The organism is Exiguobacterium antarcticum DSM 14480, from assembly GCF_000685865.1.
In the GTDB taxonomy this organism is placed as follows: domain Bacteria; phylum Bacillota; class Bacilli; order Exiguobacteriales; family Exiguobacteriaceae; genus Exiguobacterium_A; species Exiguobacterium_A antarcticum.
This window is the reverse complement of record NZ_JMKS01000003.1, coordinates 1,262,594-1,289,024: the sequence shown is the minus strand read 5'-3', so window position 1 is coordinate 1,289,024 and position 26,431 is coordinate 1,262,594. Positions and strand designations below refer to the sequence as shown.

At 46.9% G+C, this 26,431-nt stretch carries 27 protein-coding genes and 1 pseudogene; 13 read left to right on the top strand and 15 right to left on the bottom strand.

Annotated features, from left to right (window positions below; genetic code table 11):
- Positions 1–38 precede the first annotated feature (38 nt).
- Both P404_RS0107485 and P404_RS0107480 read right to left on the bottom strand, forming a co-directional pair.
- Positions 39–470, bottom strand: coding sequence for a GyrI-like domain-containing protein (locus P404_RS0107485; RefSeq protein WP_014971647.1), 432 nt, complete (start codon positions 468–470; stop codon positions 39–41).
- Between the two features lie 21 nt (positions 471–491).
- Complete coding sequence (locus P404_RS0107480; RefSeq protein ID WP_014971646.1) at positions 492–1,985, bottom strand: HD domain-containing phosphohydrolase; 1,494 nt, start codon at positions 1,983–1,985, stop codon at positions 492–494.
- 278 nt (positions 1,986–2,263) lie between these two features.
- Here P404_RS0107480 and P404_RS0107475 point away from each other — a divergent pair, with 278 nt between their 5' ends.
- From P404_RS0107475 to P404_RS0107455, 5 genes are all read left to right on the top strand, one after another.
- The gene (locus P404_RS0107475; RefSeq protein WP_026830429.1) at positions 2,264–4,648 is read left to right on the top strand and encodes an immune inhibitor A domain-containing protein; all 2,385 of its coding nucleotides are present in this window, start codon (positions 2,264–2,266) and stop codon (positions 4,646–4,648) included.
- 268 nt (positions 4,649–4,916) lie between these two features.
- Positions 4,917–5,117: a cold-shock protein gene (locus tag P404_RS0107470; RefSeq protein WP_012371797.1), complete on the top strand. Its 201-nt coding sequence runs from the start codon at positions 4,917–4,919 to the stop codon at positions 5,115–5,117.
- Between the two features lie 127 nt (positions 5,118–5,244).
- Complete coding sequence (locus tag P404_RS0107465) at positions 5,245–6,210, top strand: ring-cleaving dioxygenase (RefSeq protein ID WP_026830428.1); 966 nt, start codon at positions 5,245–5,247, stop codon at positions 6,208–6,210.
- A gap of 77 nt (positions 6,211–6,287) precedes the next feature.
- Positions 6,288–6,587: a DUF3817 domain-containing protein gene (locus tag P404_RS0107460; protein ID WP_014971643.1), complete on the top strand. Its 300-nt coding sequence runs from the start codon at positions 6,288–6,290 to the stop codon at positions 6,585–6,587.
- 102 nt (positions 6,588–6,689) lie between these two features.
- Positions 6,690–7,922 carry a DEAD/DEAH box helicase gene (locus tag P404_RS0107455; RefSeq protein WP_026830427.1) on the top strand — a complete coding sequence of 411 codons (1,233 nt, stop codon included), beginning with the start codon at positions 6,690–6,692 and terminating at the stop codon, positions 7,920–7,922.
- A gap of 51 nt (positions 7,923–7,973) precedes the next feature.
- Here P404_RS0107455 and P404_RS0107450 read toward each other — a convergent pair whose 3' ends face one another.
- The 3 genes from P404_RS0107450 to P404_RS0107440 form a co-directional block, all read right to left on the bottom strand.
- Positions 7,974–8,387, bottom strand: a complete 414-nt coding sequence (locus tag P404_RS0107450; RefSeq protein WP_014971641.1) for a DUF2231 domain-containing protein — start codon at positions 8,385–8,387, stop codon at positions 7,974–7,976.
- A 76-nt stretch (positions 8,388–8,463) separates the two neighbouring features.
- Positions 8,464–9,636, bottom strand: coding sequence for a sensor histidine kinase (locus tag P404_RS0107445; RefSeq protein ID WP_026830426.1), 1,173 nt, complete (start codon positions 9,634–9,636; stop codon positions 8,464–8,466).
- The gene (locus tag P404_RS0107440; RefSeq protein ID WP_026830425.1) at positions 9,629–10,306 is read right to left on the bottom strand and encodes a response regulator transcription factor; all 678 of its coding nucleotides are present in this window, start codon (positions 10,304–10,306) and stop codon (positions 9,629–9,631) included. Before P404_RS0107440 ends, P404_RS0107445 begins: the two co-directional genes overlap by 8 nt.
- Positions 10,307–10,418: 112 nt before the next feature.
- Between P404_RS0107440 and P404_RS0107435 the strand changes: the two genes are divergently transcribed.
- Genes P404_RS0107435 through P404_RS0107425 form a run of 3 tightly spaced genes read left to right on the top strand, consistent with a single transcriptional unit; the run spans position 10,419 to position 12,199 of the window.
- Positions 10,419–10,733: a hypothetical protein gene (locus P404_RS0107435; RefSeq protein WP_014971638.1), complete on the top strand. Its 315-nt coding sequence runs from the start codon at positions 10,419–10,421 to the stop codon at positions 10,731–10,733.
- Between the two features lie 12 nt (positions 10,734–10,745).
- The gene (locus tag P404_RS0107430; RefSeq protein ID WP_014971637.1) at positions 10,746–11,636 is read left to right on the top strand and encodes an FAD:protein FMN transferase; all 891 of its coding nucleotides are present in this window, start codon (positions 10,746–10,748) and stop codon (positions 11,634–11,636) included.
- Positions 11,624–12,199, top strand: a complete 576-nt coding sequence (locus tag P404_RS0107425; protein WP_014971636.1) for a ferric reductase-like transmembrane domain-containing protein — start codon at positions 11,624–11,626, stop codon at positions 12,197–12,199. Before P404_RS0107430 ends, P404_RS0107425 begins: the two co-directional genes overlap by 13 nt.
- Before the next feature lie 11 nt (positions 12,200–12,210).
- On the opposite strand, the gene P404_RS0107420 is transcribed toward P404_RS0107425, so the two are convergent.
- The 5 genes and pseudogenes from P404_RS0107420 to P404_RS0107405 all read right to left on the bottom strand — a co-directional run bounded on the left by P404_RS0107420 (position 12,211) and on the right by P404_RS0107405 (position 15,679).
- Positions 12,211–12,996: an alpha/beta hydrolase gene (locus tag P404_RS0107420; RefSeq protein WP_026830424.1), complete on the bottom strand. Its 786-nt coding sequence runs from the start codon at positions 12,994–12,996 to the stop codon at positions 12,211–12,213.
- A 92-nt stretch (positions 12,997–13,088) separates the two neighbouring features.
- Positions 13,089–13,226 (bottom strand): annotated as a pseudogene (locus P404_RS18210) (zinc ribbon domain-containing protein); the annotation flags it as partial.
- A gap of 162 nt (positions 13,227–13,388) precedes the next feature.
- On the bottom strand, positions 13,389–14,945 hold the full coding sequence (locus P404_RS0107415; protein WP_026830423.1) for an ABC-F family ATP-binding cassette domain-containing protein: 1,557 nt from the start codon (positions 14,943–14,945) through the stop codon (positions 13,389–13,391).
- 27 nt (positions 14,946–14,972) lie between these two features.
- The gene (locus tag P404_RS18590; RefSeq protein WP_014971633.1) at positions 14,973–15,146 is read right to left on the bottom strand and encodes a hypothetical protein; all 174 of its coding nucleotides are present in this window, start codon (positions 15,144–15,146) and stop codon (positions 14,973–14,975) included.
- Positions 15,147–15,232: 86 nt separating this feature from the next.
- Complete coding sequence (locus P404_RS0107405; RefSeq protein WP_014971632.1) at positions 15,233–15,679, bottom strand: hypothetical protein; 447 nt, start codon at positions 15,677–15,679, stop codon at positions 15,233–15,235.
- A 142-nt stretch (positions 15,680–15,821) separates the two neighbouring features.
- On the opposite strand from P404_RS0107405, the gene P404_RS0107400 reads away from it, so the two are divergent.
- The 4 genes from P404_RS0107400 (at position 15,822) to P404_RS0107385 (ending at position 19,734) form a co-directional block, all read left to right on the top strand.
- Positions 15,822–16,151, top strand: coding sequence for a hypothetical protein (locus tag P404_RS0107400; RefSeq protein ID WP_014971631.1), 330 nt, complete (start codon positions 15,822–15,824; stop codon positions 16,149–16,151).
- Complete coding sequence (locus P404_RS0107395) at positions 16,148–17,371, top strand: glutathionylspermidine synthase family protein (protein ID WP_026830422.1); 1,224 nt, start codon at positions 16,148–16,150, stop codon at positions 17,369–17,371. The genes P404_RS0107400 and P404_RS0107395 overlap by 4 nt, the downstream gene beginning before the upstream one ends.
- Complete coding sequence (locus tag P404_RS0107390) at positions 17,371–18,006, top strand: NAD(P)H-binding protein (RefSeq protein WP_014971629.1); 636 nt, start codon at positions 17,371–17,373, stop codon at positions 18,004–18,006. The genes P404_RS0107395 and P404_RS0107390 overlap by 1 nt, the downstream gene beginning before the upstream one ends.
- A 234-nt stretch (positions 18,007–18,240) precedes the next feature.
- Positions 18,241–19,734 carry a peptide MFS transporter gene (locus tag P404_RS0107385; protein WP_026830420.1) on the top strand — a complete coding sequence of 498 codons (1,494 nt, stop codon included), beginning with the start codon at positions 18,241–18,243 and terminating at the stop codon, positions 19,732–19,734.
- A 63-nt stretch (positions 19,735–19,797) separates the two neighbouring features.
- On the opposite strand, the gene P404_RS0107380 is transcribed toward P404_RS0107385, so the two are convergent.
- Complete coding sequence (locus tag P404_RS0107380) at positions 19,798–21,069, bottom strand: purine/pyrimidine permease (protein ID WP_014971628.1); 1,272 nt, start codon at positions 21,067–21,069, stop codon at positions 19,798–19,800.
- A 160-nt stretch (positions 21,070–21,229) separates the two neighbouring features.
- On the opposite strand from P404_RS0107380, the gene P404_RS0107375 reads away from it, so the two are divergent.
- A complete protein-coding gene (locus P404_RS0107375) occupies positions 21,230–21,925 on the top strand; it encodes an alpha/beta hydrolase (protein WP_026830419.1) in 696 nt (231 codons plus the stop codon).
- A 203-nt stretch (positions 21,926–22,128) separates the two neighbouring features.
- Here P404_RS0107375 and P404_RS0107370 read toward each other — a convergent pair whose 3' ends face one another.
- From P404_RS0107370 to P404_RS0107355, 4 genes are all read right to left on the bottom strand, one after another.
- Positions 22,129–23,064 (bottom strand): carbohydrate kinase family protein, encoded by a 936-nt coding sequence (locus tag P404_RS0107370; protein WP_014971625.1) that lies wholly within the window; start codon positions 23,062–23,064, stop codon positions 22,129–22,131.
- Positions 23,061–23,918, bottom strand: a complete 858-nt coding sequence (locus P404_RS0107365; RefSeq protein ID WP_014971624.1) for a PRD domain-containing protein — start codon at positions 23,916–23,918, stop codon at positions 23,061–23,063. The genes P404_RS0107370 and P404_RS0107365 overlap by 4 nt, the downstream gene beginning before the upstream one ends.
- Before the next feature lie 95 nt (positions 23,919–24,013).
- On the bottom strand, positions 24,014–25,426 hold the full coding sequence (locus P404_RS0107360) for a sucrose-specific PTS transporter subunit IIBC (protein WP_026830417.1): 1,413 nt from the start codon (positions 25,424–25,426) through the stop codon (positions 24,014–24,016).
- Between the two features lie 174 nt (positions 25,427–25,600).
- Positions 25,601–26,404, bottom strand: a complete 804-nt coding sequence (locus P404_RS0107355) for an endonuclease/exonuclease/phosphatase family protein (RefSeq protein ID WP_014971622.1) — start codon at positions 26,402–26,404, stop codon at positions 25,601–25,603.
- Between the last annotated feature and the right edge of the window lie 27 nt (positions 26,405–26,431).

Here is a 26,431-nt window from a genome sequence, read left to right as displayed (position 1 = left end):
GGAAGATGACATCAAAAAAACCGCTTCAGACAGCGGTTTTAGAGAATTCTTTGATAGAGATGATGTGTCTTGTCACGTGTCTCGTCGATCTTGAAATCAAGAGGATCGAGTGTGATTCCTTGTTTTTGAGCAAACCGTTGAATCTTTTCAAACGACTTCCAAATCTCAATATCAGGACCTTCATGTTTCCAAAACACATAACGGGCCGACGGAACATGGTGTCCTTTCATCCCTTTTGGCACACGGTCGAGTGAAGCGACAGGGAGTCCAATACATTGTGTGTGTGTCGTTCCACGTTGACCAAGTGATACATCGAGCGGATAACTACCCGGCTCAGCAGGAATTTCATGTGAGCGACGGGAGAACTCACGCCATAGTTCCGGCATCAATGTATGCAATTCATTTTCTTCGCAAGTCAGACCAAGACCGATGACATATAGTTCGTGACGATCCACAATTTTTGGATGCATGAGAAACTCCTTTCGTGAAAATCAAGAGGCTGTGGTGATGGAACGTCTTTTCAAGTCCAGAAACAGTTGGGTAAAGGAAGCGTCCCACTGCGTCCCACTACCTTCTTCTAAGATGGCCAGTGCGCGTTCGACAGGCATTCCTGTACGGTAGGGACGATCGGATGTCATGGCATCATACGCATCGGCAATTGCCATGATGCGTCCGAAGACGGGAATCGCTTCACCGGCTAATCCTTCTGGGTATCCTTTTCCATCGTAGCGTTCATGGTGATACTTTACCCCAGGAAGAATCGGTTGTAACTTCATCGGGAGATGAACTTGCGATAAAATGTGGACACCGATGACGGGATGTTGTTTGATTTTGTCGAATTCTTCCTCGGTCAATCGTCCTTCCTTCAACAACACATCATCCCGAATCCCAATTTTCCCGATATCGTGCAAGAGTGCTGATTTACGTAACAGCTCGATCTGCTCGTCGGGTAAACCAGCAGCACGGGCGATTTCAACCGAATATTCGGATACACGAAGAGAATGCCCGGCCGTATAAGGATCACGTGCATCGAGTGTGGCGGCAAACAAGGTGAACAGACTATCGAGCAGCTGCTCGTTTTCTTGATCGCGTCCTTGAATCCCTTCAACCATCAAGTTAAATCCGCCGATCAGTTGAGAGAACTCGTCAGAAAAAGGATTGGCGATCGTATTCAATCGTCCGGACTCGATTTGTGAAACACCTTCCTGTAAAGCCAATATCGGTTTTTGGATATTTTCATATAGAAGCAGGCTGCAAAATGTCGCAAGACATAGAATGACGATCAAGATCAGGGTCGACCAACTCCAATAGGACCGTAAACTCTCATTTTCCGTCAACTGGACAGCAGAGGCGAGAACGAACAATAAAATTGGAAAAACACCAATGATGAGTGTGCTGATCAACATTTTTTGACGGAGACTGACGAAGTCTTTTTTGGTCAAGATAAGCTCACCATAACCACGTGCCTTGGTTTGAGTCGTTAACTCGGCTAACATTGCTTCCGTCACACGATACGTCAGGAAAAATTCAATCAAGGCATGCAAAATCGCAACGAGTATCGCGCCGAAACAAGCAAGCCCGATTAAGTAATACGGCATATCGAGCCAACCGAAGTAAATCGAAAGAGCCGTTAATACCGATGAAGGAATCGATAAGCCCAAAAAGTGAGGACCGAGAATCCGCTTGATCGTCAATAATGGAAAACGATGCGTCGTCCGAAACGCAGCAGACAGTTGTTCCTGACTGGGGACGGATGTCTGAAAGACGTGATACAGCGGACGCATATGTTTTCGATAGACCGTATATTCGAAGCTGAACATCAAAATGACGGAGAGGGTCATGATGGCCAGCAAAATTACGCGCTCCCGTATATCAAATGTCAGTGTTTCAAAAATGAACAGACAACCGACACCAAACACGGCGACGAATGAGCCGATCAGATAGTTCTTTAGCAGTTGTCGTTCGAATTTTTGTAGCGGTGTCATAAGGTTCCTCCTTTAGGGATAAGTGATGTTTTTAGCGTATCGCGGTAGCAGGATGCAATCTTCTTTATTTTAGAAATAAGGGCAAGGATGAATGAACGTTTATTAACATTATCGGCAAATTTCCGTATAAATGAACTAAATTCCAAAAATAGGTATAGTTACAAAGTACTAATTGTTCAAAAAGTAATTGATTAACCAACTAAAACAACATATGATTTGAATATTCAGAAAAGTTATCTCAGTCATGCTTTTCACTACTACATAGGGGGTCAGTTCACGTGGGAAAAAAGAAACAGCTTAGCTTAGCCGTCTTGTCCGGAATTACGGCAGCCGCTTTTGCCGTTGGTCCAGTTTTACCTGGTGGGAAGGTAAAATCTGTTGAAGCTGCTGAAAAATCAGTAGCCGGCGCACCGATGGATTTAAATACGGTTGATCAGGAACGTTTATTGAAAGTATTGGAAAAACGTGGGGTCGTCTCAAAAGCAGCATCTGCAGCTGAAAAACAAAAGGCGGTTCAAAAATATCTTGATAAAAAGGCAAACGGGAAACCGGAAGCAGATCATGATCATGAGTCGGAAAAAGAAGCGAAATTTGATCAAAAAACAAAAGACTTCTTGACGAAACAAAAAGAGCAGCTCGCAAAACAGCTCGCTAAAAATCATAACAATTACAAAAAAGGGAAAAAAGATGGGTTTGTCAAAGTCGATAAAGCCAAACAAGCGACTTATAATGGCTCTACTCGGACAGATGAAGTACTCGTTCTACTCGTTGAGTACAATGACTTCAAGCATAACAACGTCGTCCAAGAAGAAGGCTACATGTATTCAAAGGATTTCAACCAAAAACATTATCAAGACTTAATGTTTGGTGATAAAGAATTTGAACTATTTAATGGCGACAAGGTCAAGACGTTCAAACAATACTATGAAGAACAGTCTGGTGGTAGCTACTCTGTTGATGGTACCGTCTCGAACTGGTTGACGGTTCCAGGGACGGCAAAAGACTATGGTTCAGATAATCCTAAAGGTGGTAACGATAACCTTCCGGGAGCAAAAGGACCACGGGGTCTCGTCAAGGATTCATTGAATGCAGCGGTCAAATCAGGAATCAATTTAGCAGACTACGACAAATTTGATCTATACGATCTCGATGGAGACGGTGAATTGAACGAACCGGATGGCCTTGTCGATCACTTGATGATCATCCATGCGGGTACGGGACAGGAAGCCGGTGGTGGTACGCTCGGTGACGACGCAATTTGGTCACACCGCTGGACACTCGATGGTGTTTATCCGGTTGCGAACACGACTTCAAACTCGACGAACTGGGGCGGCAAGATGGCAGCCTATGACTACACAGTTCAACCAGAAGATGGAGCAGTCGGAGTCTTCGCACACGAATTCGGTCATGATCTTGGGCTTCCAGATGAGTACGATACACAGTACACAGGTCAAGGCGAGCCGGTTGCCTCATGGTCGATCATGAGTGGTGGTAGCTGGAACGGAAACATTGCCGGAACAGAACCAACCAGTTTCTCACCACAAAACAAGGAGTTCTTCCAAAATGTGATGGGCGGAAACTGGGCGAACATTCAAAACGTCGATTTTGATTCGCTCTCAAAAGCAGGAACGGCTTCATACCTGGATCAAAGTGTCACGAAATCTAAAAATCCAGGCATCATCAAAGTGAACTTGCCGAAAAAACCGGTCAAAGGGATTGCACCGGCATTCGGTAAAAAATATTATTACAGCACAAAAGGGAACGATCTCCATACGTCCATGACATCACCTGAATTCGATTTGACGGCAGCAAAAGCTGCGAAATTTGATTACAAAGCCTACTTCGATGTCGAATTTGACTATGACTTCTTGAAAGTCACGGCAACAGCTGACGGCGTATCAAAAGTTATCGATGTGATTGGTGACGAAGATACGGATGGCGATCAACGTGCCGAATCTTCAAAAGGTGCATGGGTCGACAAATCATACGACCTCAGTGAATTTGCCGGCAAAAAAGTCACATTGACGTTTGACTACACAGGGGATGCCGGTCTTGCCCTTGACGGTTTTGCGCTTGATAACGCAAAATTGACAGTCGACGGAAAAGTCGTCTTTGAAGACGATGCAGAAGGCACACCGAAGTTTAAATTAGACGGTTTTGTCGCTTCGGATGGTTTCAGCTATGCAGATAACGCCTACTACCTCGAATGGCGGAACTATGCAGGCTCAGATAAAGCACTTGAGCATGCACGTGGTGTCAAATACAACACAGGTCTTGTCGTCTGGTATGCTGATAACAGCTTTACGGATAACTGGGTTGGTGTTCACCCGGGTGAAGGATTCCTCGGTGTCGTCGATTCGCACCCTGAAGCAATCGTTGGAACGCTCAAAGGACAACCGGTCGTTGCAGGAAGCACACGTTACCAAATCGCGGATGCTGCTTTCAGCTATGATAAAGCACCGGCTTGGGTCATCGATTCTCCGACACGTGGTCTGTATGACTACAAAGGACTTGCTGGTGTCACGACGTTTAATGATTCAAAATCGTACATCAATCAGTTGATCCCGGATGCAGGAAAACTGCTCCCGAAAAACGGTCTTCAAATTCAAGTCATCGGTGAAGCGAAAGATAACTCTGCTGGAGCGGTCTGGATCCATCGTTAAGTAAAATAAGCAGATTCGGAGTGCTCCGAATCTGCTTATTTTTTTTGTGTGTGAAGTGGTATGAATTGGGAAAAAACTGGTCAGACAACTTGACTTTTAAAGCGCAATCATTTTATACTAACGGTAGCTTAATATTGTTATTGTCACTACTGATTCACATCGCGTCACGAACAATCTTTTCGTCGCTCCATGTATTTCGGGACAATAATGAATTTCTTTCATATGCCTTGCATATGTATTAAGTAATTTATTTTTGGAGGTTGTTCCCATGAACACAGGTAAAGTAAAATGGTTTAACGCAGAAAAAGGTTTCGGTTTCATCGAAGTTGAAGGCGGAGAAGACGTATTCGTACATTTCTCAGCAATCACTGGTGAAGGGTTCAAATCACTTGACGAAGGTCAAGAAGTTGAATTCGAAATCACTGAAGGCGCACGTGGAGCACAAGCTGCTAACGTCGTAAAACTTTAATCTTAACTATTCAATCGTCCTTTTTCGGAAGGGCGATTTTTTTTAATGATTTAATATCTTGAATTCAAGATATTTGTGCGTTATACTGACGATACAAACTACAAATCAAGAAAAGGACGTGGCAACTATGGAATTACTTGGTATTCATCATGTGTCGATTTTAACAGGAATGGCAGAGCGGAATTATCAATTTTATACACAAGTATTAGGGATGCGTCTTATTAAAAAAACGGTCAATCAGGATGATACGACGTCATATCATCTCTTTTACGGCGATGCAGAAGGGAATCCGGGAACGGACCTGACGTTTTTTGATATCCCACATCTAGGGACGGGTGTTCCGGGTGCATCGAGTATCTCTTCAACCTCCCTCCGTGTCAAAACGACGGCATCGCTCACATTTTGGGCAGAACGTTTTGAACAACAAGGTATCGATCATGATGGCATCATCGAACGGGCAGGTCGACAGACGCTGGCGTTCCGCGATCAGGAAGGAACCCGGTTGATTCTCGTCGCAGAAGACGGTGAAGAAGGCGTAGCGGGCGGTGTGCCTTGGAAACACGATGAGATTCCAGTAGAACATGCCATCGTCGGATTAGGTGCCGTGACGTTGACAGTCAATGATCCAGCACCAACAGCACTCGTCTTGACAGAAGTGCTTGGCTTTAAAAAAATCGGAAGTTATCCTTCACTTACCGGTGATTTTGCAGAAATCGAAGTCTATTCGACGGGTCAAGGCGGAATCGGAGCGGAAGTCCATCTCGAAGCGCGACCGGACCTTGACCGGGAACGACTCGGACGGGGCGGAGTCCATCATGTCGCGTTCCGTGTTCCGAACAGTGAAGAATATGATTTGTGGGTGGAACGACTGAATCAGTATCGTCTGCCGAACTCTGGAAAAGTCGATCGTCATTATTTCCAAGCGCTCTATTTCCGGGAACCGAACCATATCTTATTTGAGTTATCGACGGATACACCAGGATTCGCAACGGACGAATCGGTCGAGATGCTGGGTGAGACACTGGCTCTTCCACCGTTCCTCGAACCAAAGCGTCAAGAAATCGAAGCGCGACTCCGCCCACTCGAAATCTGACAATCCTGTGACACCGCTCACAGACCGAGTAACGTCCCGTATACTAAAGACAGTAAAGAGGAAAAAGGAGTGACGGGATGTTAGGAACTACGTTAGGTCAATTTCGATTGATTGCTGTATTAGAGGGGATTTCATTTTTAATCCTGTTGTTGATTGCGATGCCGTTGAAGTATATGGCAGGCATTCCTGAAGCTGTTTCAGTCGTCGGTGCGATGCATGGTGTATTGTTCGTCATGTATGCGTTATGGCTCGCCGTCGTTAAGTTTAAGTACCGTTGGTCATTCCTAAAGGCTGGAATTGCTTTTATCGCATCGTTCATTCCGTTTGGTACGTTTGTACTCGATCGAAAGTTAAAACAGGAAGCAACGAACGCGTAAATTGTGTATACTAGTAAAAGCACGGCTGTGGATAACTGTTTTTGTCTATTCGAAGCAGGTTATCCACAGCTTTTTTCTGTGGATAATTTTTAGGAGGATACTATGTCAACATTTGAAGCGTTACACATTCAAGAACTATGGGTTAAAAAATTACAAAAACAAGGTATCAAGCAACCAACACCGATTCAGGAACAAGCTATTCCGCATTTACTGGCGGGACGTGATTTAATAGGAAAAGCACAGACCGGTACAGGAAAGACACTTGCCTTCTTGTTACCGATTCTCGAACAAATCGATTTAGACAACAAAACCGTCCAAGCCTTGATCGTCGCACCGACACGAGAACTCGCACGCCAGATTGCGGATGAGACACACAAGTTGATCCGGAACATGGAAGACGTACGTGCCCTTGCCGTATATGGTGGGCAAGATGTCTTTAAACAAATCCAACGTCTCGGCCGGATGCCACAAATCATCATCGGGACACCTGGACGAATCTTGGATCACGTCGGCCGGGGGACACTTGATTTGAGTGACTTGAAGACGCTTGTCTTGGATGAAGCCGATCAGATGCTCCAAATCGGATTTTTACCGGAAATCGAAGATATCATCGCATCAGCACCGGTTGATCGTCAGTTCGTCATGTTATCGGCGACGATGCCACCAAAAGTCGAACAGCTGGCGAAAACGTATCTCCGTGATCCGATTGAAGTCCAAGTCGAATCAGAAAAAGTAACCGTCGATGCAATCGAACAATTTGTCGTCGAGACGACGGATCGCCGGAAACAGGCGACGCTTCGGACGATGCTTGACGAGATGCGTCCCTATGCGGCGATCATCTTCTGCCGGACACAACGCCGGGTCAGCAAGTTGAACGAAGAATTACAGATGCAAGGATATCCGACGGATGAATTACATGGTGGATTGACACAAGGTAAACGTGAAAAAGCGATGGCAAAGTTCTATCAAGGCAAAACACCGTTCTTGATTGCGACCGATGTCGCCTCACGTGGTCTGGATGTAACGGGAGTCACGCATGTCTTCAACTATGATCTACCGGACGACGCGGAAAGTTATGTCCACCGGATTGGTCGGACAGGACGCGCCGGCAACGATGGTGTCGCCATTTCGATCGTCACACCAAAAGACGGACGGACCTTCCGTGATATGGAACGGGAACTTGGTGTCGACGTGACACCAATCGTCGTCGAATTATCAGACGAGATGATTCGTGCGCAGCATGACCAAAGCAAAGGGACGAAAGAACCGGCTGAAGGTCGTGGTAATACACGCCGTTCGACTAATCGTCGCCCGGGACGTACGCACCGTAAATAAGACGAGAAATGCCCTCTTATCCACAAGCTTCATGGATGAGAGGGCATTTTTTTATTTGGCATAGACCATCTGTCCACCGAGATGACCCGTATAGGCAAGCAAGCCGCTTCCGACGACCGCTATGAGCAAACTCAGCATGAGCATTGTTTTTTTGTTGGAGCGGTAGCCGAGCAACAGGAGAACAAAAGCGGCTCCAAAGGCAATGAGGCTGAACAATGCGAAATTTTCATGATTCGCGATGGCCGTATGCGTCGCACTGCTGAGGTTGGCTTCTGCATATTCTTCTGCTCCGTCGCCAGATAAATAAGCAGCGACGCCGGACAGGAGACCGGCAAATAAAGTAATCAAGGCAAACAGTTTAGCTTGTACCCATTTCAGACTGAATACCAACAGAATCGTTGCAAATAATAAAAGAGCGATTGGCGCATGTACAAGTAATGGATGAAGCGGTACACCGGCTAACATAAAAAGACCTCCTCGGTAAGTATTAAGAACATACTGTTACTTTACCTGAGCTATCTGACAGTTAGCTGACGGACAATCAAGGAGTTGGAAAAAGAATCGTAAAACGAGTTCCTTGGTGCAGGGTCGACTCCAAGAGAATCGTGGCTCCGTGCGCTTCAGCAATGGAACGGGCAATCGCAAGACCGAGACCCGTACCTGATCCGTGTCGCGCATGGTCTCCACGGAAAAACCGTTCAAACACCTTATCCTGATTTTCTGGGGGAATCCCGATTCCTTGATCGGCAATCATCAACCGGACATCGGATGGCGTTTGTTGTAGCGTCACCTCAATATCGGCATCACTATAAGCGACCGCATTTTCCAAAAAGATGGTCAACAGACGGATCAACTGGTTCGAATCCCCCTTTACTAATAGGCCTGGAGCGACGTCAAGGTGGAGTGTACGACCGACTACTGTATGACGGAACCGGTCAGTGGTTTGTGTAACGAGTGTACTCAAATCAAGTGATGACATCGGACCCGGGTGACCTTCCCGGGCAAGAAGCAGCAAGTCGGAAACTAAGTATTGCATCGATGCCGTTTCTGCTTTTAAATCCGATAAAATCGTTTTCCCTTCCGTGCTCAGTGGTTCTGTTTCAAGCAACTCAATTCCGCTGTATAAAATCGTCAACGGTGTGCGTAATTCATGCGAGGCATCCGACGTAAACCGTCGTTGTCGATCAAACGCCTGCTGGACCGGTAGAACCGAACGGCCGGCCAAGACATAACTGATGCCCATCAGAACGAGTGTAGAAAGAACCGTAATACCAAAAAGCATCGCGATTAAACGTTGCAGCGTATCTTCTGTCGCGGAGATATCCTTCATCAAGACAATCAAACCGTTTTCATCCGTGTTGCGTTGATACAGCAAAAAATGTCGATCTTCTAGTTCGAGCTTTTGTGTTTCCGTGTCAGAAGAAACGAAGCGGTCAATTGTTTTTTTAGAGAGATCATCCGGGAGGCGTGCATATCGTTCTGTGCCGTCGGAATCAAGAATTTGAAAAAAGATGGGATCACGAATCAACCGATCTTCGCCATGTTCGATTCGTTCAAACAGTTCCCGGTCGGAAACCGATTTTAATTGATTCAACTCGGTCTGATCCAGCAGGCGAGCCGTCGTGAAATAAACACCTAATAAGATCAAGATCAGCAACAGCAAAAACGTGCCACTGAACAATAACGTCAGACGTTTTCGAATCGTCTCAAGCATGGGGACCACCAAGGCGGTAACCAAAACCACGGACCGTTTTGATCAGCGAGGGGGCACCAACAGCCTCTAATTTTTTTCGCACAAGTCGGACGAGTGCATCGAGGGCATTATCGGTAATGTCAGCCCCGATTCCCCAGACGACCTCGATGATCAATTCACGTCCCATGACTTGTTCCGGACGACGGAGGAGCAACGATAAAAATTCGAACTCACGTCGCGTCAAGTCAAGGGGGTGCTCGGCATACGCAATCGTTTGTGTCGTAATATCGAGTTCAAGTCCCTGATAGGAAACAAGCGAGACAAATGCTTTTTTTTGACGGCGGCTCAGTGCCCGGAGTCTGGCCAAAAGTTCGTTTGCCTGAAACGGTTTAACGAGGTAGTCATCGGCACCGCTGTCAAGACCATGGACCAAATCAATTTCCGTATCGCGTGCCGTCAGCATGAGGATCCCGCCTTCAAAGCGTTCTCCACGTAACTCGGTTGCGACTTCGATGCCACTTTTGTACGGCATCATCCAATCGAGGACAAGTAAGTCATATCGAAACGTCTGGCATTGTTCGAGCGCCTGGATTCCGTCGTGTGCGACATCGACTTGATAACCGGCACGTTCGAGATGGAGGCGTAACATTTTAGCGAGACGCTCATCGTCTTCTGCAATCAAAATCCGCATCTTGATTCCTCCCGTTCTGTATTTTTTCTTATTATCCCATAGTTGGTATCAGCTAGTTGTCAGTTTTTATCGTTACAGTAAAGATAACAGGAAACGAGAGGAGAGGAAAAAGGTGAAACCAAAACCAGTTGCAAAATGGATTGTTGGGTTAAGCAGTAGTATCTTTTTAGGTCTTGCAATCGGACAGTTGAGTGTCGCTTCGGGTGACCAACCAACGAATCCGGTGAAGACCGGCGATTCGTATTCCGATGAGACGACGATTCCGACTCAACCCTCTCAAGGCGATGACGATGAGTGGGGAGAATCGGAGGATGAGGATGGATATTACGAAGCGGAAGATGAGGATGAAGCATGGCAAAGCAATGACACATCCGGATTTGACCAGCCGAGTGGTGGAAGTGATGGACAATCCAGTCATTCGAAATAGGAGGTGAACTATATGGATCGTCAATTGTACTCGATGCACAATATCATTCGTTTCGTCACCGATCAACCGATTTTAGATAAGGAGTGGCAAGCCATCCATCACTTTTTTCAATATGTCGATCGTCAGTGGTCCCGCTTTGATCCGGCAAGTGAGATCAGCCGGTTGAACCGACTGTTGATTGGTCAATCGTTGACGGTGTCCTTACCACTGGCGCGCTTATTACAACGTGCGATTCGTTATTTTGAGCAGACGGAACATTACTTTTCGCCCTTCCTACTGGAACAACAATATGCCAATGGGTATGATCGATCGTTTCCCTTCCACGCTGCGACCGAAATCGAAGGAACGGTCCCGCCTGACATCAGCCCGTTTCTGGTAGAAGGATGCGAAGTGACACGAGTCGGTGGTGGTTCGATTGATTTAGGCGGAATCGGAAAGGGCGCAGCAGCGATGATTGTTGCACAACGTCTTCGAAAAAGTCATACACGTGGTTTGATTGAAGCAGGAGGAGACGTCATCGTCTGGTCTGATGCGCATCCTTGGAAAATCGCCATCACGGACCCGCAGACAGAACAGGCCATCGCAGAAGTTCGGCTACGGCAAGGAGCAGTCGCGACATCGAACCGGATTTACCGTTCGTGGAAAGTAGGCGAGCGGACGAACCATCATCTGCTGAGTGGAAAGACGGGACGACCGATTGAAACACGGTACGTTCAGATCACGGCGTCAGCACCACAACTCTATGAGGCAGAAGTCATGACGAAGCTCGCTTTTCAAATGACCGAGACAGAGCGGCAAGACAAATTATTTAAATGGTTTCCAAACGGACGACTCTTGTTGATGGATGACTCAGGAAAAATGGTAGCAGAAGAGAAGGGAGGACAATCAATATGGACTGGATGAAGTGGTTATTTTCGACATGGACGATGATCCGCTTAAGTGGACTGACCGGTCATTTTTTTCTGACATTATCCGTTTTGGCCGGATTGTTGGGCTCTTTCCCACAGCTCAAAAAACAGAAGGCACGCCTCCACAACGTTCACCTCTACAGCGGCTGGGCTGGATTGCTGGCGATTGTGCTACACGCGACGTTAATCGTCGTCGATACGTACGCACCGTTGACGCTTCTTGAGATCTTGATCCCAGGCAAGGCCTCATATGAACCACTTTGGAACGCCTTCGGAACCATCAGTCTCTACCTGTTTGGTTTTGTCTTGGTCACTTCTGATTTCCTGAAAGAAACATTAGGAAAAACGTTATGGAAATTAACACACTGGTTAGTTTTACCGGCATGGGGCTTGATGACACTCCACGGCATCTTCATCGGAACGGATACGGGGACGCTCTTCACGACCGTTTGGTATGCGTGTTCGACACTCACCTTGTTCACCTTCATTTTGTACCGGATGCAGCTGCGCCCAAAAGTAAAGACACCCCAAAAACAAGCATCCTCACGGGCAGAATGAGGATGCTTGTTTTAACGTTGCTGTAACCAAGTCGTCCAAGCCTGAAATGCCGTTTCTCGGTTGTCGATATAGTTATGGTCACTGTCAACGATGATTTCTTCAAACGTACTCGCGTCCTGCAGTAAATCATGATGGAGTGACTTGATCGACGTCTCGTCGCGCTCAGACGTCACGAGTAAGGTAGAGCGTGTACGGAGCTGCTCTTTTAGAGCGAGTAAATTCCACTCGGCGTGGTGTCGTTTCAACTCTTCGAGCAACGTGTCGCCATCGGTATCCGATAAGAACGTGGCACCCCGACTGAGAACTCCACGTAAAGCGTCCTCATGTTCCGGATAATCGAGGACCAGTTGTCCGACTAAGCCGAAGTTAAAGGGAGAGATTCCGATGTAATGGGCGATGTCCGGTACATCCGCAAAGGCATGTAGTCCGGCGAACCCGCCCATGCTATGTCCGACGATTGTAATCTGGTCGGCTAAGATATCATGTGCTTGCGTAAAAGTAGAGGAAACGACATGTTTCATGATGGCTGTCGCATCTTCGAGAGTATGCCGAAAACGAAACGCACCCGGGCTACCCATCGTTCCACGATAGGAGGTGACAAGAACATGAAAGCCAAGTTCTTGCAGGCGGACGGCCCAGTCCATGTTCAATTGTTTCCCCGGGAACCCATGAAACAGGACGACCAGTGGAGCCGGACTTGCTAAAGTTGGCGAGTAGAGACGACAAAATAAGGATTCTTCCCCGCCGCTTGGGAGCTCAATCAGTGAGAGGCTCGCTTTTTTTGTGATGGTTTCCATGACATCCACTCCTTTTATTGAACTACCTCTACCTACGCTTCGTTTAGAGGTGGAGGATTCCTGAGTGATCCGACCTAACGGTCGAAACCTGATCAGGCTAGCCCCGTCGTCCCGACGGTTGAAGAAGCTAAGATACGTTGGGCTTCTTGTTTGAGATTCAGTCCTGCGTTCACATCCCGGTCGTGATGGATCCCGCAACTCGGGCATGTCCATTCACGCAAGCTGAGATGAATCGCCTAATTTTGATAAAGTTTCTTATGATATAGTCTGATACAAATTCATGAACAAGGCAATTGTTAAGTCTATGAATTAAAAAAGATTAAAAAAATGACGGATTGTTTGATTTCGATGAGACATCGAAATCAAACAATCCGTCTTATGCTCGTCCGCATTTAGAAGACTTTCGTCGTCCATGACTCACAATTCCATAAATCCGTCGCAACGGCTTCATAAAATTCAGGTTCGTGCGAAATCAAAAGGACAGTTCCTTTATAGGCTTGGAGTGCCCGTTTGAGTTCTTCTTTGGCTTCGACATCCAAGTGATTCGTCGGCTCATCGAGAACCAGAATATTCGATTCCGTATTCATCAACTTACAAAGGCGGACCTTCGCCTTTTCGCCACCACTGAGGACTTCGATTTTCGATTCGATGTGTTTCGTCATCAGTCCACATTTCGCGAGCATCGCTCGGACTTGTTGCTGTGTCAGGGACGGGAACGTGCCCCAAATCTCTTCGATACACGTATTCGAATTCTTTTCCTTGATCTCCTGCTCGAAGTAGCCGATATGAAGGTTCTCTCCACGTTCGACCGTTCCTGAAACCGAAGGAATCTCACCGAGCAGGCTTTTTAGAAGCGTCGATTTCCCGATCCCGTTTGCCCCGTGTAACGCGATTTTTTGCCCACGTTCGATCATCAAATCAAGTGGACGAGATAACGGTTCGTCATACCCGATGACCAGTCCTTTGGCTTCGAACATCAGTTTACTTGGTGTCCGTGCTGTCTGGAAATGGAACTCTGGTTTTGGGCGTTCTTGTGCCAGTTCGATGACATCCATCTTGTCGAGTTTTTTCTGACGGGACATCGCCATGTTACGTGTCGAGACCCGTGCCTTGTTCCGGGCGACAAAATCTTTGAGTTCAGAAATTTCCTGTTGTTGACGTTTGAACGCCGACTCATGTTGTTTCTTTTTCGCTTCATGGACAGTCAAGAAATTGTCATAATCACCGACATAACGGTTAAGCCCCTGATTTTCCATATGGTAAATCAAGTTGATGACGCTATTTAAGAATGGAATGTCGTGCGAAATCAGAATGAAGGCATTCTCATAGTCATTGAGGTATCGTTTCAACCATTCGATGTGCTGGACATCCAAATAGTTGGTCGGCTCATCGAGTAGCAGGATATCTGGTTTTTCAAGCAATAGTTTTGCTAACAGAATTTTTGTACGTTGCCCACCACTGAGTTCTTGCACATCACGATCGAGCCCAATTTCGTCGAGACCTAATCCCCGTGCGATTTCTTCGACTTTCGCATCAATCGTATAAAAATCATTGTTCGTCAGGATGTCCTGTAAGACCCCGACTTCTTCTAGCATTTTTTCGAGTTCATCCGGTTCGACTTCACCCATTTTCGTATAGAGGTCATTGATTTCCTGTTCGATGTCGAACAGGTATTGGAATGCCCCTTTTAAGGCGTCGCGGATCGTCACTCCCTTAGCGAGAACTGCATGCTGATCCAGGTAACCGACACGGACGTGTTTCGCCCACTCGACTTTTCCTTCGTCCGGCTCGAGCTGTGAAGTGATGATGTTCATGAACGTTGATTTTCCTTCACCGTTTGCGCCGACGAGACCGATGTGTTCTCCTTTTAATAAACGGAAGGACACATCTTCGAAAATCGCTCGATCGCCAAAACCATGGCTTAAGTTTGATACCGTTAAAATACTCATAACTACTCCCTTATTTCACGAATTCAATTAGACACCTGTCCGTTTTTTCTGGTTGTTCGTTTTTTTCGTTTTTTGGCTTGTCATTTGTTTTGTTTCTGTTCCGCGCAAACCAGTCGGACGTTTTGTTTGTGATTGTTTTTTTGCTTTTAATTGCTCCATCATTGCTTCTTGAAGAGACAATTTTTTTGGTTGTTCGCTCATGTGTGTTCACCTCGATTAATTCGTTCTTACCATCTAGTATGCCAAAAAAAACGTGTCTTGAAAACGAACTATGCTTATTTCTTTCGTTAGACGACTTCTTCGCCCAAATAAATGACGTAACAATTCCGGTCTAAATCAATCTCACAGCTGTCTCGTTCGAAGACGCCGGTGTCGGGAACGTTTAATTTATCTTTAATCAAAAAGCGCATCGCCTGGATATGATTCGGGACGGTCACTGTTTTGATGACAGGGTGTGGACCACTGTCTTGATACCGTCGAAATTCCAAATGAATCTGATGGGGGGGATAGACGCGGTCACTTGGATCACGCGGTGAAGCTTCGACATGGTCGACGATCAACTGATCGTATTCGCCCTCCATTTCATTGGAACGTAATTCATAGAGGTGACCTTCGATGATATGAAATTCACATAATTGGTGGGCGATGATTTCGTCCGGTTCAATCGCAAAACGGCTGTATTGATAAATCGATTTGAATTCATTTTGGTCTTCGACATAATAGGCAAGTGACATCTGATTTCCTCCTTAAGTCTTCTTAGTTGTTCTACTGGATTAAGCAAAAAAAGTTCCGATAAGACTTAGAAACTTTTTTGGTGGAAAAAGCGTATACTTAGAATAACAAATTGTCACGAAAGGGGTATGAGATGTGAGTTGGATGAAACAGGCATCACTTGCGGCAACGTTATTGATTGGGACGACGCTCAGTGGATGCGGATCAGATAATGCCAAGGCGGAACGTCCGGACGATCCGGATTGTGACGATTATGAATACGATAATGATGAAGGTGTTTGGTATTGCGACGATGCAAACTCGACACATTCCGGTTTCTTCTATTGGGGAGGCAGTTATTTTGCGTCGCGTGCCCTGATGCATAGTGCGATGCGAACAAAAGGTTACACTCCTAAATCAAAAGAGGTCAAAAGTTACAACGCGAAGACAAAAGGGTTTGGGACGGGGTCGTCGTCCGGTTTCTTCGGCGGATGAACGAACGTCAGAAACTGTATGGTGATATCGAATCGTTTTGGGATTTGCTGGATGGCGACATCTATGCATTGACAGAAGTGATGCCGGTTTCCAAGGAAACAATCGAAAACTTACGGGTGGCGGCACGGGATGCCTATTCGATTTTTGAAAAGGTGATTCCGATTTTGTGGACGATGGATGATCAGGGATTACTTGAACTTGGTTTTCCGGAAGCAGCTGTACCGTTTTTACGGTTACAGACGATGCGCCCCTTATCCGTCATCAGTCGGTTTGATTTTATCGTCACCGGTGAAAACATCTCCGTCATGGAGTGGAATGCGGATACACCGACGTTCATCAAGGAATCCTTTGAGGTCAATGACCGGATTGCTAAAAAAGTAGGACTTCAGCCGATCAATCCAGGGCAAGCGACGCAACTCGCTGAAAGTGTTTGTCGTGCCGTCGAGGCGGCGGCACACCGGATCAGTCAGCGGCCGCATGTCGTCTTCACGTCACACGGTGACAACATCGAAGATCGCTTGACGACAGAGTATTTGCAACAGTTTGTTGCCGGTGCCGGATATTGCCCGCTGGATGAGTTAGAGATTCGTCCGGAGGATGGACTGTACGATCAAGACGGGAAACGGATCGATATCTTATACCGACAGACTTTTCCAATCGAAATGGCGCTTCTCGATCGCGATGAAGACGGGAAAGAATTAGGTGCATTATTGCTTCAACTCGTCGAAATGGGTTTGCTTGAGATCATCAATCCACCGTCTGCGTTCTTGATGCAGGCGAAATCGGTCTTGGCGTTGATTTGGCTGTTACATGAATCAAACCACGCCTACCTGACGGACCAAGAACACGAGATCATTGAACGCTATTTTCTACCGACCTACTTAAGTCCGGCATCCTTTTTAGAGCGACGTCAAGCGTTCGTCGAAAAACCGATTTTCGGAAGAGAAGGAGATACCGTGACGATCCATCAAGGGAATGGAGACGTCATGTATAGCAACGAACAACGTTCATTTGTTGATCAATCGGCCGTTTATCAACGTTATCAAGAATTACCGACCTGGCAGTTGGAAAACGGAACCGAAGTCGCATATATGTTCGGTGTATTTGTCCTCGGGGGACGGCCGAGTGCTATCGGCGTGCGGGCGGGTGAGCGAATCACAGGGAACCGCTCTTATTTCTTACCCATTGGACAACAGGAACATCAAGAGGAGGATAAATGATGAAGGCAGCTATTTTAGGGGCGACTGGATTAGTGGGTCAAGAGCTCGTCGATCAACTACTGGCGCATGAAGACTATCAGGAAGTACACGTGCTTGTCCGTCGTCCGATGAACCGGTTTCATCCGAAACTGGAAGAATGGGTGATTGATTTTGACCGGGTGACGGAAATTGAACTGCCGGAAGTGGATCATGTCTACTGTGCACTCGGAACGACGATCAAACAAGCCGGATCACAAGAAGCCTTCCGGCAGGTGGACTATACGTATCCGATCGAAGTCGGTCGTGAACTCATGGATTTAGGTGCTACACGATTTGCATTGATCTCTGCCCTCGGTGCCCATCCGAATGCCAAGACGTTTTATAACCGTGTCAAAGGCGATACGGAAAACGGTTTGCGTGTACTCGGATACGATGCCTTACTTATTTTCCGACCATCGCTATTGCTCGGGGAACGGGATGAGTTCCGGTTCGGAGAACAGGCGGCAGCGCGTGTCTCGACCGTACTCCGTCCATTACTAAAACGCAGTACGTTTGCTCCGATTGAAGCGGAGAAGGTCGCACAGGCCATGATTCATCATACATTACACGCACCACCCGGGGTGACGATCATTGAATCAAAAGAAATGCAGACTTGAGCGAGCGACTTTTCGTATCGCTCTTTTTTTGTAACAAAATTAATATTTGACTCATCAAATGATTTACGGTTGAATGATATAGTGCTGTCTCACAAACAAAAAAAGAAGTGAGACAATTCAGGCAAAACAGTGTATTTACGTTCAATCGGTTGGTTCACGCTTATCGTTTGGGGAAAGCGGGAAAAAGATTGAACAATGTGCACATATTGAAGGTAGACGAAAGGAGCCGATCATATGGCAGAGTTTGATCGCGATCAGGTCTATAAGACTGTTCCGCAAAAAGGATTCTTCGGGAATCCGAAAGGGTTGTTCACCCTGTTCTTCACCGAGTTTTGGGAACGTTTTTCCTACTATGGAATGCGTGCCATCCTCATCTTCTATATGTACGATTCTGTCGCAAATGGTGGTCTTGGCATCGATAAAACGACGGCAGCGTCGATCATGGCAGTTTACGGATCACTTGTTTATATGTCAGGGATCATCGGAGGATGGGTCGCTGACCGTCTGTTAGGCACCTCACGAACCGTCTTTTATGGTGGGATTCTCATCATGCTTGGTCATATCGTGTTGGCATTGCCGGCAGGGATTACAGCCTTGTTTATCTCGATGGGACTAATCGTCATCGGAACAGGGTTCTTGAAACCCAACGTTTCGAACATCGTCGGGGATCTTTACAGCAAAACCGATAATCGTCGTGACGCGGGCTTCAGTATCTTCTACATGGGGATCAATGCCGGAGCATTTTTAGCCCCACTCATCGTGGGTGGTGTTTCGGATCGCGCTGGTTACCACGCTGGTTTTGCGCTGGCCGCTATCGGAATGTTCGTCGGTCTTATCGTGTTTGTCTTGACGAAGAAAAAGAATCTGGGTCAAGCAGGAACATATGTCTTGAATCCGCTCGAAGGAAATGAACGGAAACGTTTCTTCACGATTGCATCCGCTGTCGTTGTTGTCGTAGCCATTCTTGGGACGATTGCAGCATTCACAGGATTGTTGACGATCGATCGTTTTACGTTGATGGTGACGTTCTTTGGAATCCTGATTCCGATTGCCTACTTCACATTCATGTTACGGAGTCCGAAAATTACGGATGACGAACGTTCACGTCTACTCGCATACATCCCGCTCTTCATTGCGGCAGCGGTATTCTGGGCAATTCAGGAACAAGGTTCGTATGTCCTCTCGATTTTTGCCGATGAACGAACAAATTTATCATTCCTTGGTTTTAGTCTTGAACCGGCATTCTTCCAGTCACTTAACCCGCTCTTCATCATCGTGCTGGCACCTGTCTTTGCAAGTTTTTGGGTCAAACTCGGTGACCGTCAGCCAACGACGATGCAGAAGTTTTCGTTTGGTTTGATTTTCGCTGGACTTTCATTCATCGTCATGATGCTACCAGGAATATTGTTCGGAACAGATACGACGGTCAGCCCACTTTGGCTCGCCCTTAGTTTCTTCCTCGTTGTTATTGGTGAATTGTTCTTATCACCTGTCGGATTATCCGCGACGACAAAACTTGCCCCAGCTGCATTCTCCGCACAGACAATGAGTCTGTGGTTCTTGACGAATGCGACAGGACAGGCGGTTAACGCCCAAATCGTAAAATATTACGGAGCAGATACGGAAATCGCTTATTTCGGAATCACCGGCACGGTTGCCATCATTCTCGGAATCATTCTGTTTGCTTTCGCACCAAAACTTCAGAAGTATATGCGTGGTATTCGTTAAGAATATGACACGAAAAAAGACAGCTGGCTTGGATGAGTTCATTCCAAGAGCAGCTGTCTTTTTTTAATCATTCGTTCGGATGTGACGCAGTGATTCAGCGAGCAAAGCGACAAGCGTCCCAAGTACGAGACCATTCGACATCAATGTCGTGACGAGTGGAGGTAAGTCAGCCGTCGCGCCTTTTGGGAGGAGTAACGAACCGATTCCGACGAGTAATGGAAGTCCGACTGTAATCATCGCTGTCTGTCGATTCAGTTCTCGCGAGGCTTCCGTGACACCAATGATCGCCATTCCTGCAACGATCGGAGCGACCATCGCATATCCGACCGCGACCGGAATCTTCGCAATCAGTCCGACGAATGGTGTGACGATACTGAGAAAAAGACAGATGACATTGGCGACCGCAAAGGCTCTACGGTCCGTGTTATCCGTTGAAGCGATAAAGCCAGCTGTTCCGGAAATCGCGACCGGACCAACTGTTCCGAACATTCCGGCGAAAATTTGTCCGATGCCGGCTGTGACACCCGCTGTCGCGACTTGCCCTTTGACCTGTTCGCCACGTTTTGCACTGATGATACGTTCAATGACTTTGATATTTGCCAGAACGTTTGTCATCAGTAACAATGAGATGATCAATGCTGTTGGAAGCAGGCTCCAGTCGAGATGAATGCCACCAAACGGCATCAGGTCTGGGAACGTAAAGAATGGACCGTCGAATGTTGGCATTTCGGCCCGACCGATCAAGGCGAACATACTCCAACCGACGAGCAAGGTAATCAATAACGCATACTGGCGTAACCGGTCACTGCGTTCAAGATACAGGGAGATGACGACAGTCAAAACAGAAATGATAGCAGGAAGTACCTGAATTTTTCCGTCTTCGATGTTGAGTAATCCCTTCATGACGGAACCGGATAACTGAGCAGATAACAGTAACATGTAAACACCGATGACTTGGGGCGTGAACAACGGAACAAGTCGACGCAGCACACCGGTCAGGGTTAGGATGATACAGATGATTCCGCTCAAAATCAGTAGAAAACCAAGGGATTGTAAAGTGTTGGAATAGCTGCCGTATAACGTGATTCCAATGGAGGAGTAGAGGGCAAAGACTCCCCACCAAATGCCGGCAGGTCCTTCCATGATCGGCAGACGGTGACCAAACAACACTTGAATGAGACTTAAAATCGCAAAAACGAATAAACAGCGTGAGAGGAAAGCGAGTGTATCTGCACTTGACAGTTCAAATGCGGCAGCAATCGCAAGCGGCGGGGCAATGTTAGTACAGATAATAAACAAAAACCACTGAATCGTGGAGACAACAGTACGTGGCAAAACAGATGATTCCCCTTTCGAATAACCGATACTTTTTTTATCTTAAACCAAATATTGAAAAAGAGATAGAGACGCTTACATTAACTGAAAATTCAAAAATTGTTTTTCATATGTGATTTAGCACATTTGATGGGGTACTGTAAAGAGAGGAGGGATGGCTATGAAAAAGTGGTTAAAACGGATTAGCATCGGACTCATCATTGGTTTGGGTATGCTAATTGCCGTCTTTATGATTTGGGCACAATTCGATTATGGTCCGACAAATGAAGCAAAACAGTATACCGGTGAGTCGGTGGGACAAGGATATCAGTTTGGGGATCCAGGAAGTGAAACCGGTTTTATATTTTATCAAGGGGCGAAAGTCGATCCTGCAGCGTACAGTTACATCGGTCATCAGTTAGCAGAAACAGGATACTTTGTGGCAATTCCCAAATTACCGTTTAATATCGCCTTGCTTGATTCAAAAGCCGGCTTATCCATTATCGAAGATCATCCCAAAATCAAACGTTGGTATCTGATGGGGCATTCGTTAGGCGGAAGTGCTGCTTCAACGATTTTGGAGGATAGTCCGAAAATCAACGGGATGATTTTTTTGGCTTCCTATCCGATTGACGCGATTGATACACCTTCGCTGACGGTGTATGGTGGGCGCGATGGAGTTTTGCCCGTAAAGGATATCGAAGCGAGTAAAGAAGACGTCCGGTCTGACGCAACGTTTCATTTGATCAAGGACGGAAACCATGCAAACTTCGGCATGTACGGCAAACAAAAAGGGGATATCACGAGCCCGTTGACGGCAAAAGAACAGCAGGATGAGACGATAGCGGTCATCGAAGAATTTTTGTCTGCCCAGTAAAAGGGGGGCCGATCGTTAAAAAATGGTTGAGTCACTTGACTCTTACAGGGAAAACGTTAGTTCCAGCATTGCGAGAGACAAAGTAGACCCTCTGTCTTTATCCATTTCCGGATAAAGCAGAGGGTCTACTGTCTCAAATGAGGAACGTACATGAATGTGTTAGTTACTTTGATGATACAACTGCTGCTCGGTTCAAGTGGAGTTTAAGTCAGTCGCCGTGATACTTCGTCAAGCGTCGGCAAGGCGACCATCGCTCCTTTGACGGATGCAGCAAGACCACCAGAAATCGCAGCAAAACGACCGATGTCCTGCAATTCATCTTCACCCCAATCAAACGAAAACGACCGGATGGCACACTGATGCAATAGACCAGACATAAACGCATCCCCTGCGCCTGTCGTATCGATGGCATCGACGGAAATAGCTTTGATTTCCGCCATCGACCGGTCCGTATAGAGAAGGGAACCTTCCGCACCACGTGTCACGGCGAGTAACCGAATTGGATATTCCGCTAATAATTCAGCGGCCCCTTCGTCGAGATTGGTTTGCCCCGTCAAAAAAGTCAGCTCTTCTTCTGCCAGTTTGACGATTTGCGCATCTGGTAAGACAGAACGAATCGTCGAACGGGCGGCATCTAAATCAGCCCATAACGATTCCCGTAAATTGGGATCGTACGAGATGGGGACATTCTGTTCTTTAGCCATCTCGATCGCGCGACGCGTGGCTTTAACCGAATCACCGGAGATCAAGGAAATCGACCCGATGTGTAACAAGTCGGCCTCGTCAAAGGAAGCAGGTAAATCTTTTTCGTGAAAACTCATATCGGCGCGATACGAATTGATGAATTCAAATGATCGTTCACCATCCGTTGCATTCGTGACGAGCACAAGTCCTGTTTTGTTCGCCGAATCAAAGACAAGATGGTCCGTTTTGACCCCGTAATGATGCAGGGTATCTTTTAAGAAATGTCCCATCGAATCGTCACCGACAGATCCAAGGAAGTAACTGTCTGCACCGAGCCGCGCTAAACCAACGGCGACATTTGCCGGAGCGCCACCTGGATTTTTTTGAAAGGTCAGATTGTCCGCATCTAAGGGGATTAAATCAATCAAGGCTTCGCCTAAACTAAAGATTTTCATAAGAATCGCTCCTTTTCGAAATCAGGTCGGATCCGTTCGACATGAAGGGCCATATAGCCGACTTCAGAAATCGGAACCGTCGTCTGTAATTCTTGCTCGAGCCAGCTTGCCATTTTTTCAGCACACTGAAACGCGTCGGTGTATCGTGTTTTGACCGCTTCTAAAATGACGTCGTCCATGTCGTGTAACGTTTGTCCTTGTTCAATCCGTGCCAAGACAAGTTTCATGTGGGTAAAAAAACGATAGTAGGTCATCGAGGTCGTCTCGATGGTCTGACCAAAAAAAGCTTCAATCTGTTCACGGAGTTCATTTAATAAGGTAGCCGTCTGAAGAGCCGTTGCCATATTCGGATGACGCTGACGGGCATTGTACAGGTGCAGGGCAATGTTTGCGGCTTCTTCTTTTGGCAAAGAAACAGCAAGTTGATCTTCGATGTGGGAGACCGCCCACTCCCCAATCTGGTACTCAGCGGTATAAAGCAAACGGATTTCTTCCGCTAACCGGTTGTGGACGACTAACTCTTCTCGAGCCAGACGGACAGCATGGGCGAGGTGGTCGGTCAGACTGACATGAATGTAGTCATGAAACGGTGTTTTGAGTTCCCCTTCTGCATAGGAAATGATCTGCTCCGACAAATCGATGATGTCGAGTGGGGTCGTCGTCAAGATTTCTTTGAACTGCTCTGCATTTTCAAAAGAAGGAATAAACATTTTTTCGATTTTCATCGGATCAACGGGATCCTTTTTCTTTTTACCGAAAGCAATGCCTGCTCCCATGATGATTCGTTCCTGACCGTGTTCTTTCGTAACGATGGCGTTATTGTTGAGGACTTTATAGATGATCAGTCTGCCCACCTCCTTTCTCTTTTCATTATAATGGTAATCCATGAATTAAGAAAACCAACAAATGCGACCCGAAGAGGACGCTCGACGGGTCGCACCATATTCGATTAGGCAGCTAAATCGGTTTGTTTTTGTTTCCGAGCATCAAGACGCATCAAGATGACTGTCGCGACAAACGCGGTTGCTACAGCGATTGCAAAACCAACCAGATAGTTGATTAAATTCGAAGCACCAAGTGGAGCGACGATGGCGATCATCGGAATACCCGTCAGACCGTAGGCATTTGCTGCGACTTGCGTCAAGACGACGTAACCACCGCCGATGGCACCACCGATCGCGCCGCCGATAAATGGTTTACCAAGTCGAAGATTGACCCCATAGATGACCGGTTCCGTAATCCCGAGGAAAGCGGAAAAAGCAGATGGCAGGGCGAGTGCTTTTAACTTCACGTTTTTAGTCATGAAATAGACAGCAAGTCCGGCGCCACCTTGAGCGACGTTTGCCATCGACCAGATCGGGAGCAAGAAGTTTTTACCGATACTCTTATCCGCGAGTAGTCCGGCTTCAATCGCGTGGAAACTGTGGTGCATTCCTGTGATGACGATCGTCGAGTAGAGACCACCAAACAACAATCCAGCGAAAACGGAGAATTGTTCGTAGAAGAAGACAAGAATGAATGAGATCCCTTTTCCGAGCAACGTACCGACCGGACCGATGACGATCAACGCGAGGAAACCAGTCACAAGAATCGTGACGAACGGCGTCACGAGTAAGTCAAGCGTTTCAGGTGTCCGTTTGCGGACCTGTTGTTCGATTTTTGCCATGACCCAAACCGTCAGGAGAACAGGGAAGACCGTTCCTTGATACCCGATCAATTCGATGTTCATTCCAAGGAACTTCATCACTTCCGGTTCACTGTTTCCGAGTGTCCACGGGTTCAGCAACGACGGGTGCGTCATGATGCCACCGATGACGGCACCGAGGTACGGATTCGCTCCGAACTCGCGTGCTGCCGAGAAACCAATCAAAATAGGTAAGATGATAAACGCGGAAGACGAGAACATATCGAGCAATTGAACGATGGCGGAGTCACCGCTGACCCAACCAAATGCTTTGATCATTCCGAGTAGCCCCATTAACAGACCGGCAGCGACGATTGCCGGAATGAGCGGCACGAAGACATTGGATAACGCACGGGCAAGCCGGGCGAATGGATTTAATTTTTGAGCAGCCGCTTTTTTGACGTCGAGCGGTTCTTCACCGTCTACCTGGACGCCCGCAAGCGGAGCAAATTCAGCAAAAACCTTATTGACGGTCCCTGTCCCGAAGATGATCTGGTATTGACCGGAACTGGAAAAGGCACCACTGACGCCGTCTAAATCCTCGAGGGCTGCTTGATCGACTTTTGATTCATCATGTAAGACAAGACGAAGACGCGTCGCACAATGGGCTGCTGTAATGATGTTTTCTCGACCACCGACTAACTCCAACACACGTGCCGCTGTTTGTTTATAATCCATGCTGATTCCTCCTTCAGGAAAGGTGTGCAGAGAGGACAGGTCACAAAAAAAGGCAAGACCGAACAACACCTCTAGAAACGAGATGCTGAATCGGTCTTGCCAGCCGTACTGTCACAATCCGCACTATTTACTTGTTGCCCTCATCATAAGGAGAAAAGAAAGCGTTGTCAACCGTTAAATCGGTTCTTTTTGAATGGAAATATCGACTTCGACCCCAAAGTGATCGGAAACGACAGGGGCGAAGACACCGTCAAAGACGACACCGACCCGGTCTACGTCAATTTTTCGGTTCGACAGAACTAAATCAATCCGTAACCCTTTTTGATTTTCTTCCCAACCATCGATTTTTCCTTCGACGGTCTCGACGCCGACCGTTTCTTGTGCCAATAAAAAGACATCATGAAGTCCACGCTGCATCATATAATCGTACCCTGTCCCACGCTCGAGCGCATCATTATTGAAGTCCCCTAAAAACAAGGTCCATTCGAGGGGATCCATCCGCGCAATCAGATGATTGAATTGTTCGCTGAACGGTTCATCCGCATCTTCCCACCAACCGAGGTGACACGAGTTGAATGTAATCTGGGTGCCTGCGACATCGATCGTCGCCCGGACGATTTTTCGGGATTTCCAATCCATCGTATCTTGACTCCGGCTGATATAATACGTATCGGATTTTAAAATCGGATGTTTCGTCAGGATGGCGAGACCTTCCTCGTAGGCATCATATCCGATATGCGAAAAGTCCCAGACGAAGGAATAGTTCATCCCTTGCTCGAGCAGTGCCTGCTGAATCAAGTAGACGAAATTATCTTCTCGAACGTTATCGTAGAGAATCGGGGTATCCATCAGCTGACTGACTTCCTGTAAGGCAATCACATCGTAATCCTGTTGAATGATTTGCGTGACGATTTGATTCAATTTATCGAGTTGCTGTTCTTCTTGCCAAGAATGGCAATTTAACGTGAGTAATCGCATCTGTTGTTCCTCCTGATTTTCAATAAA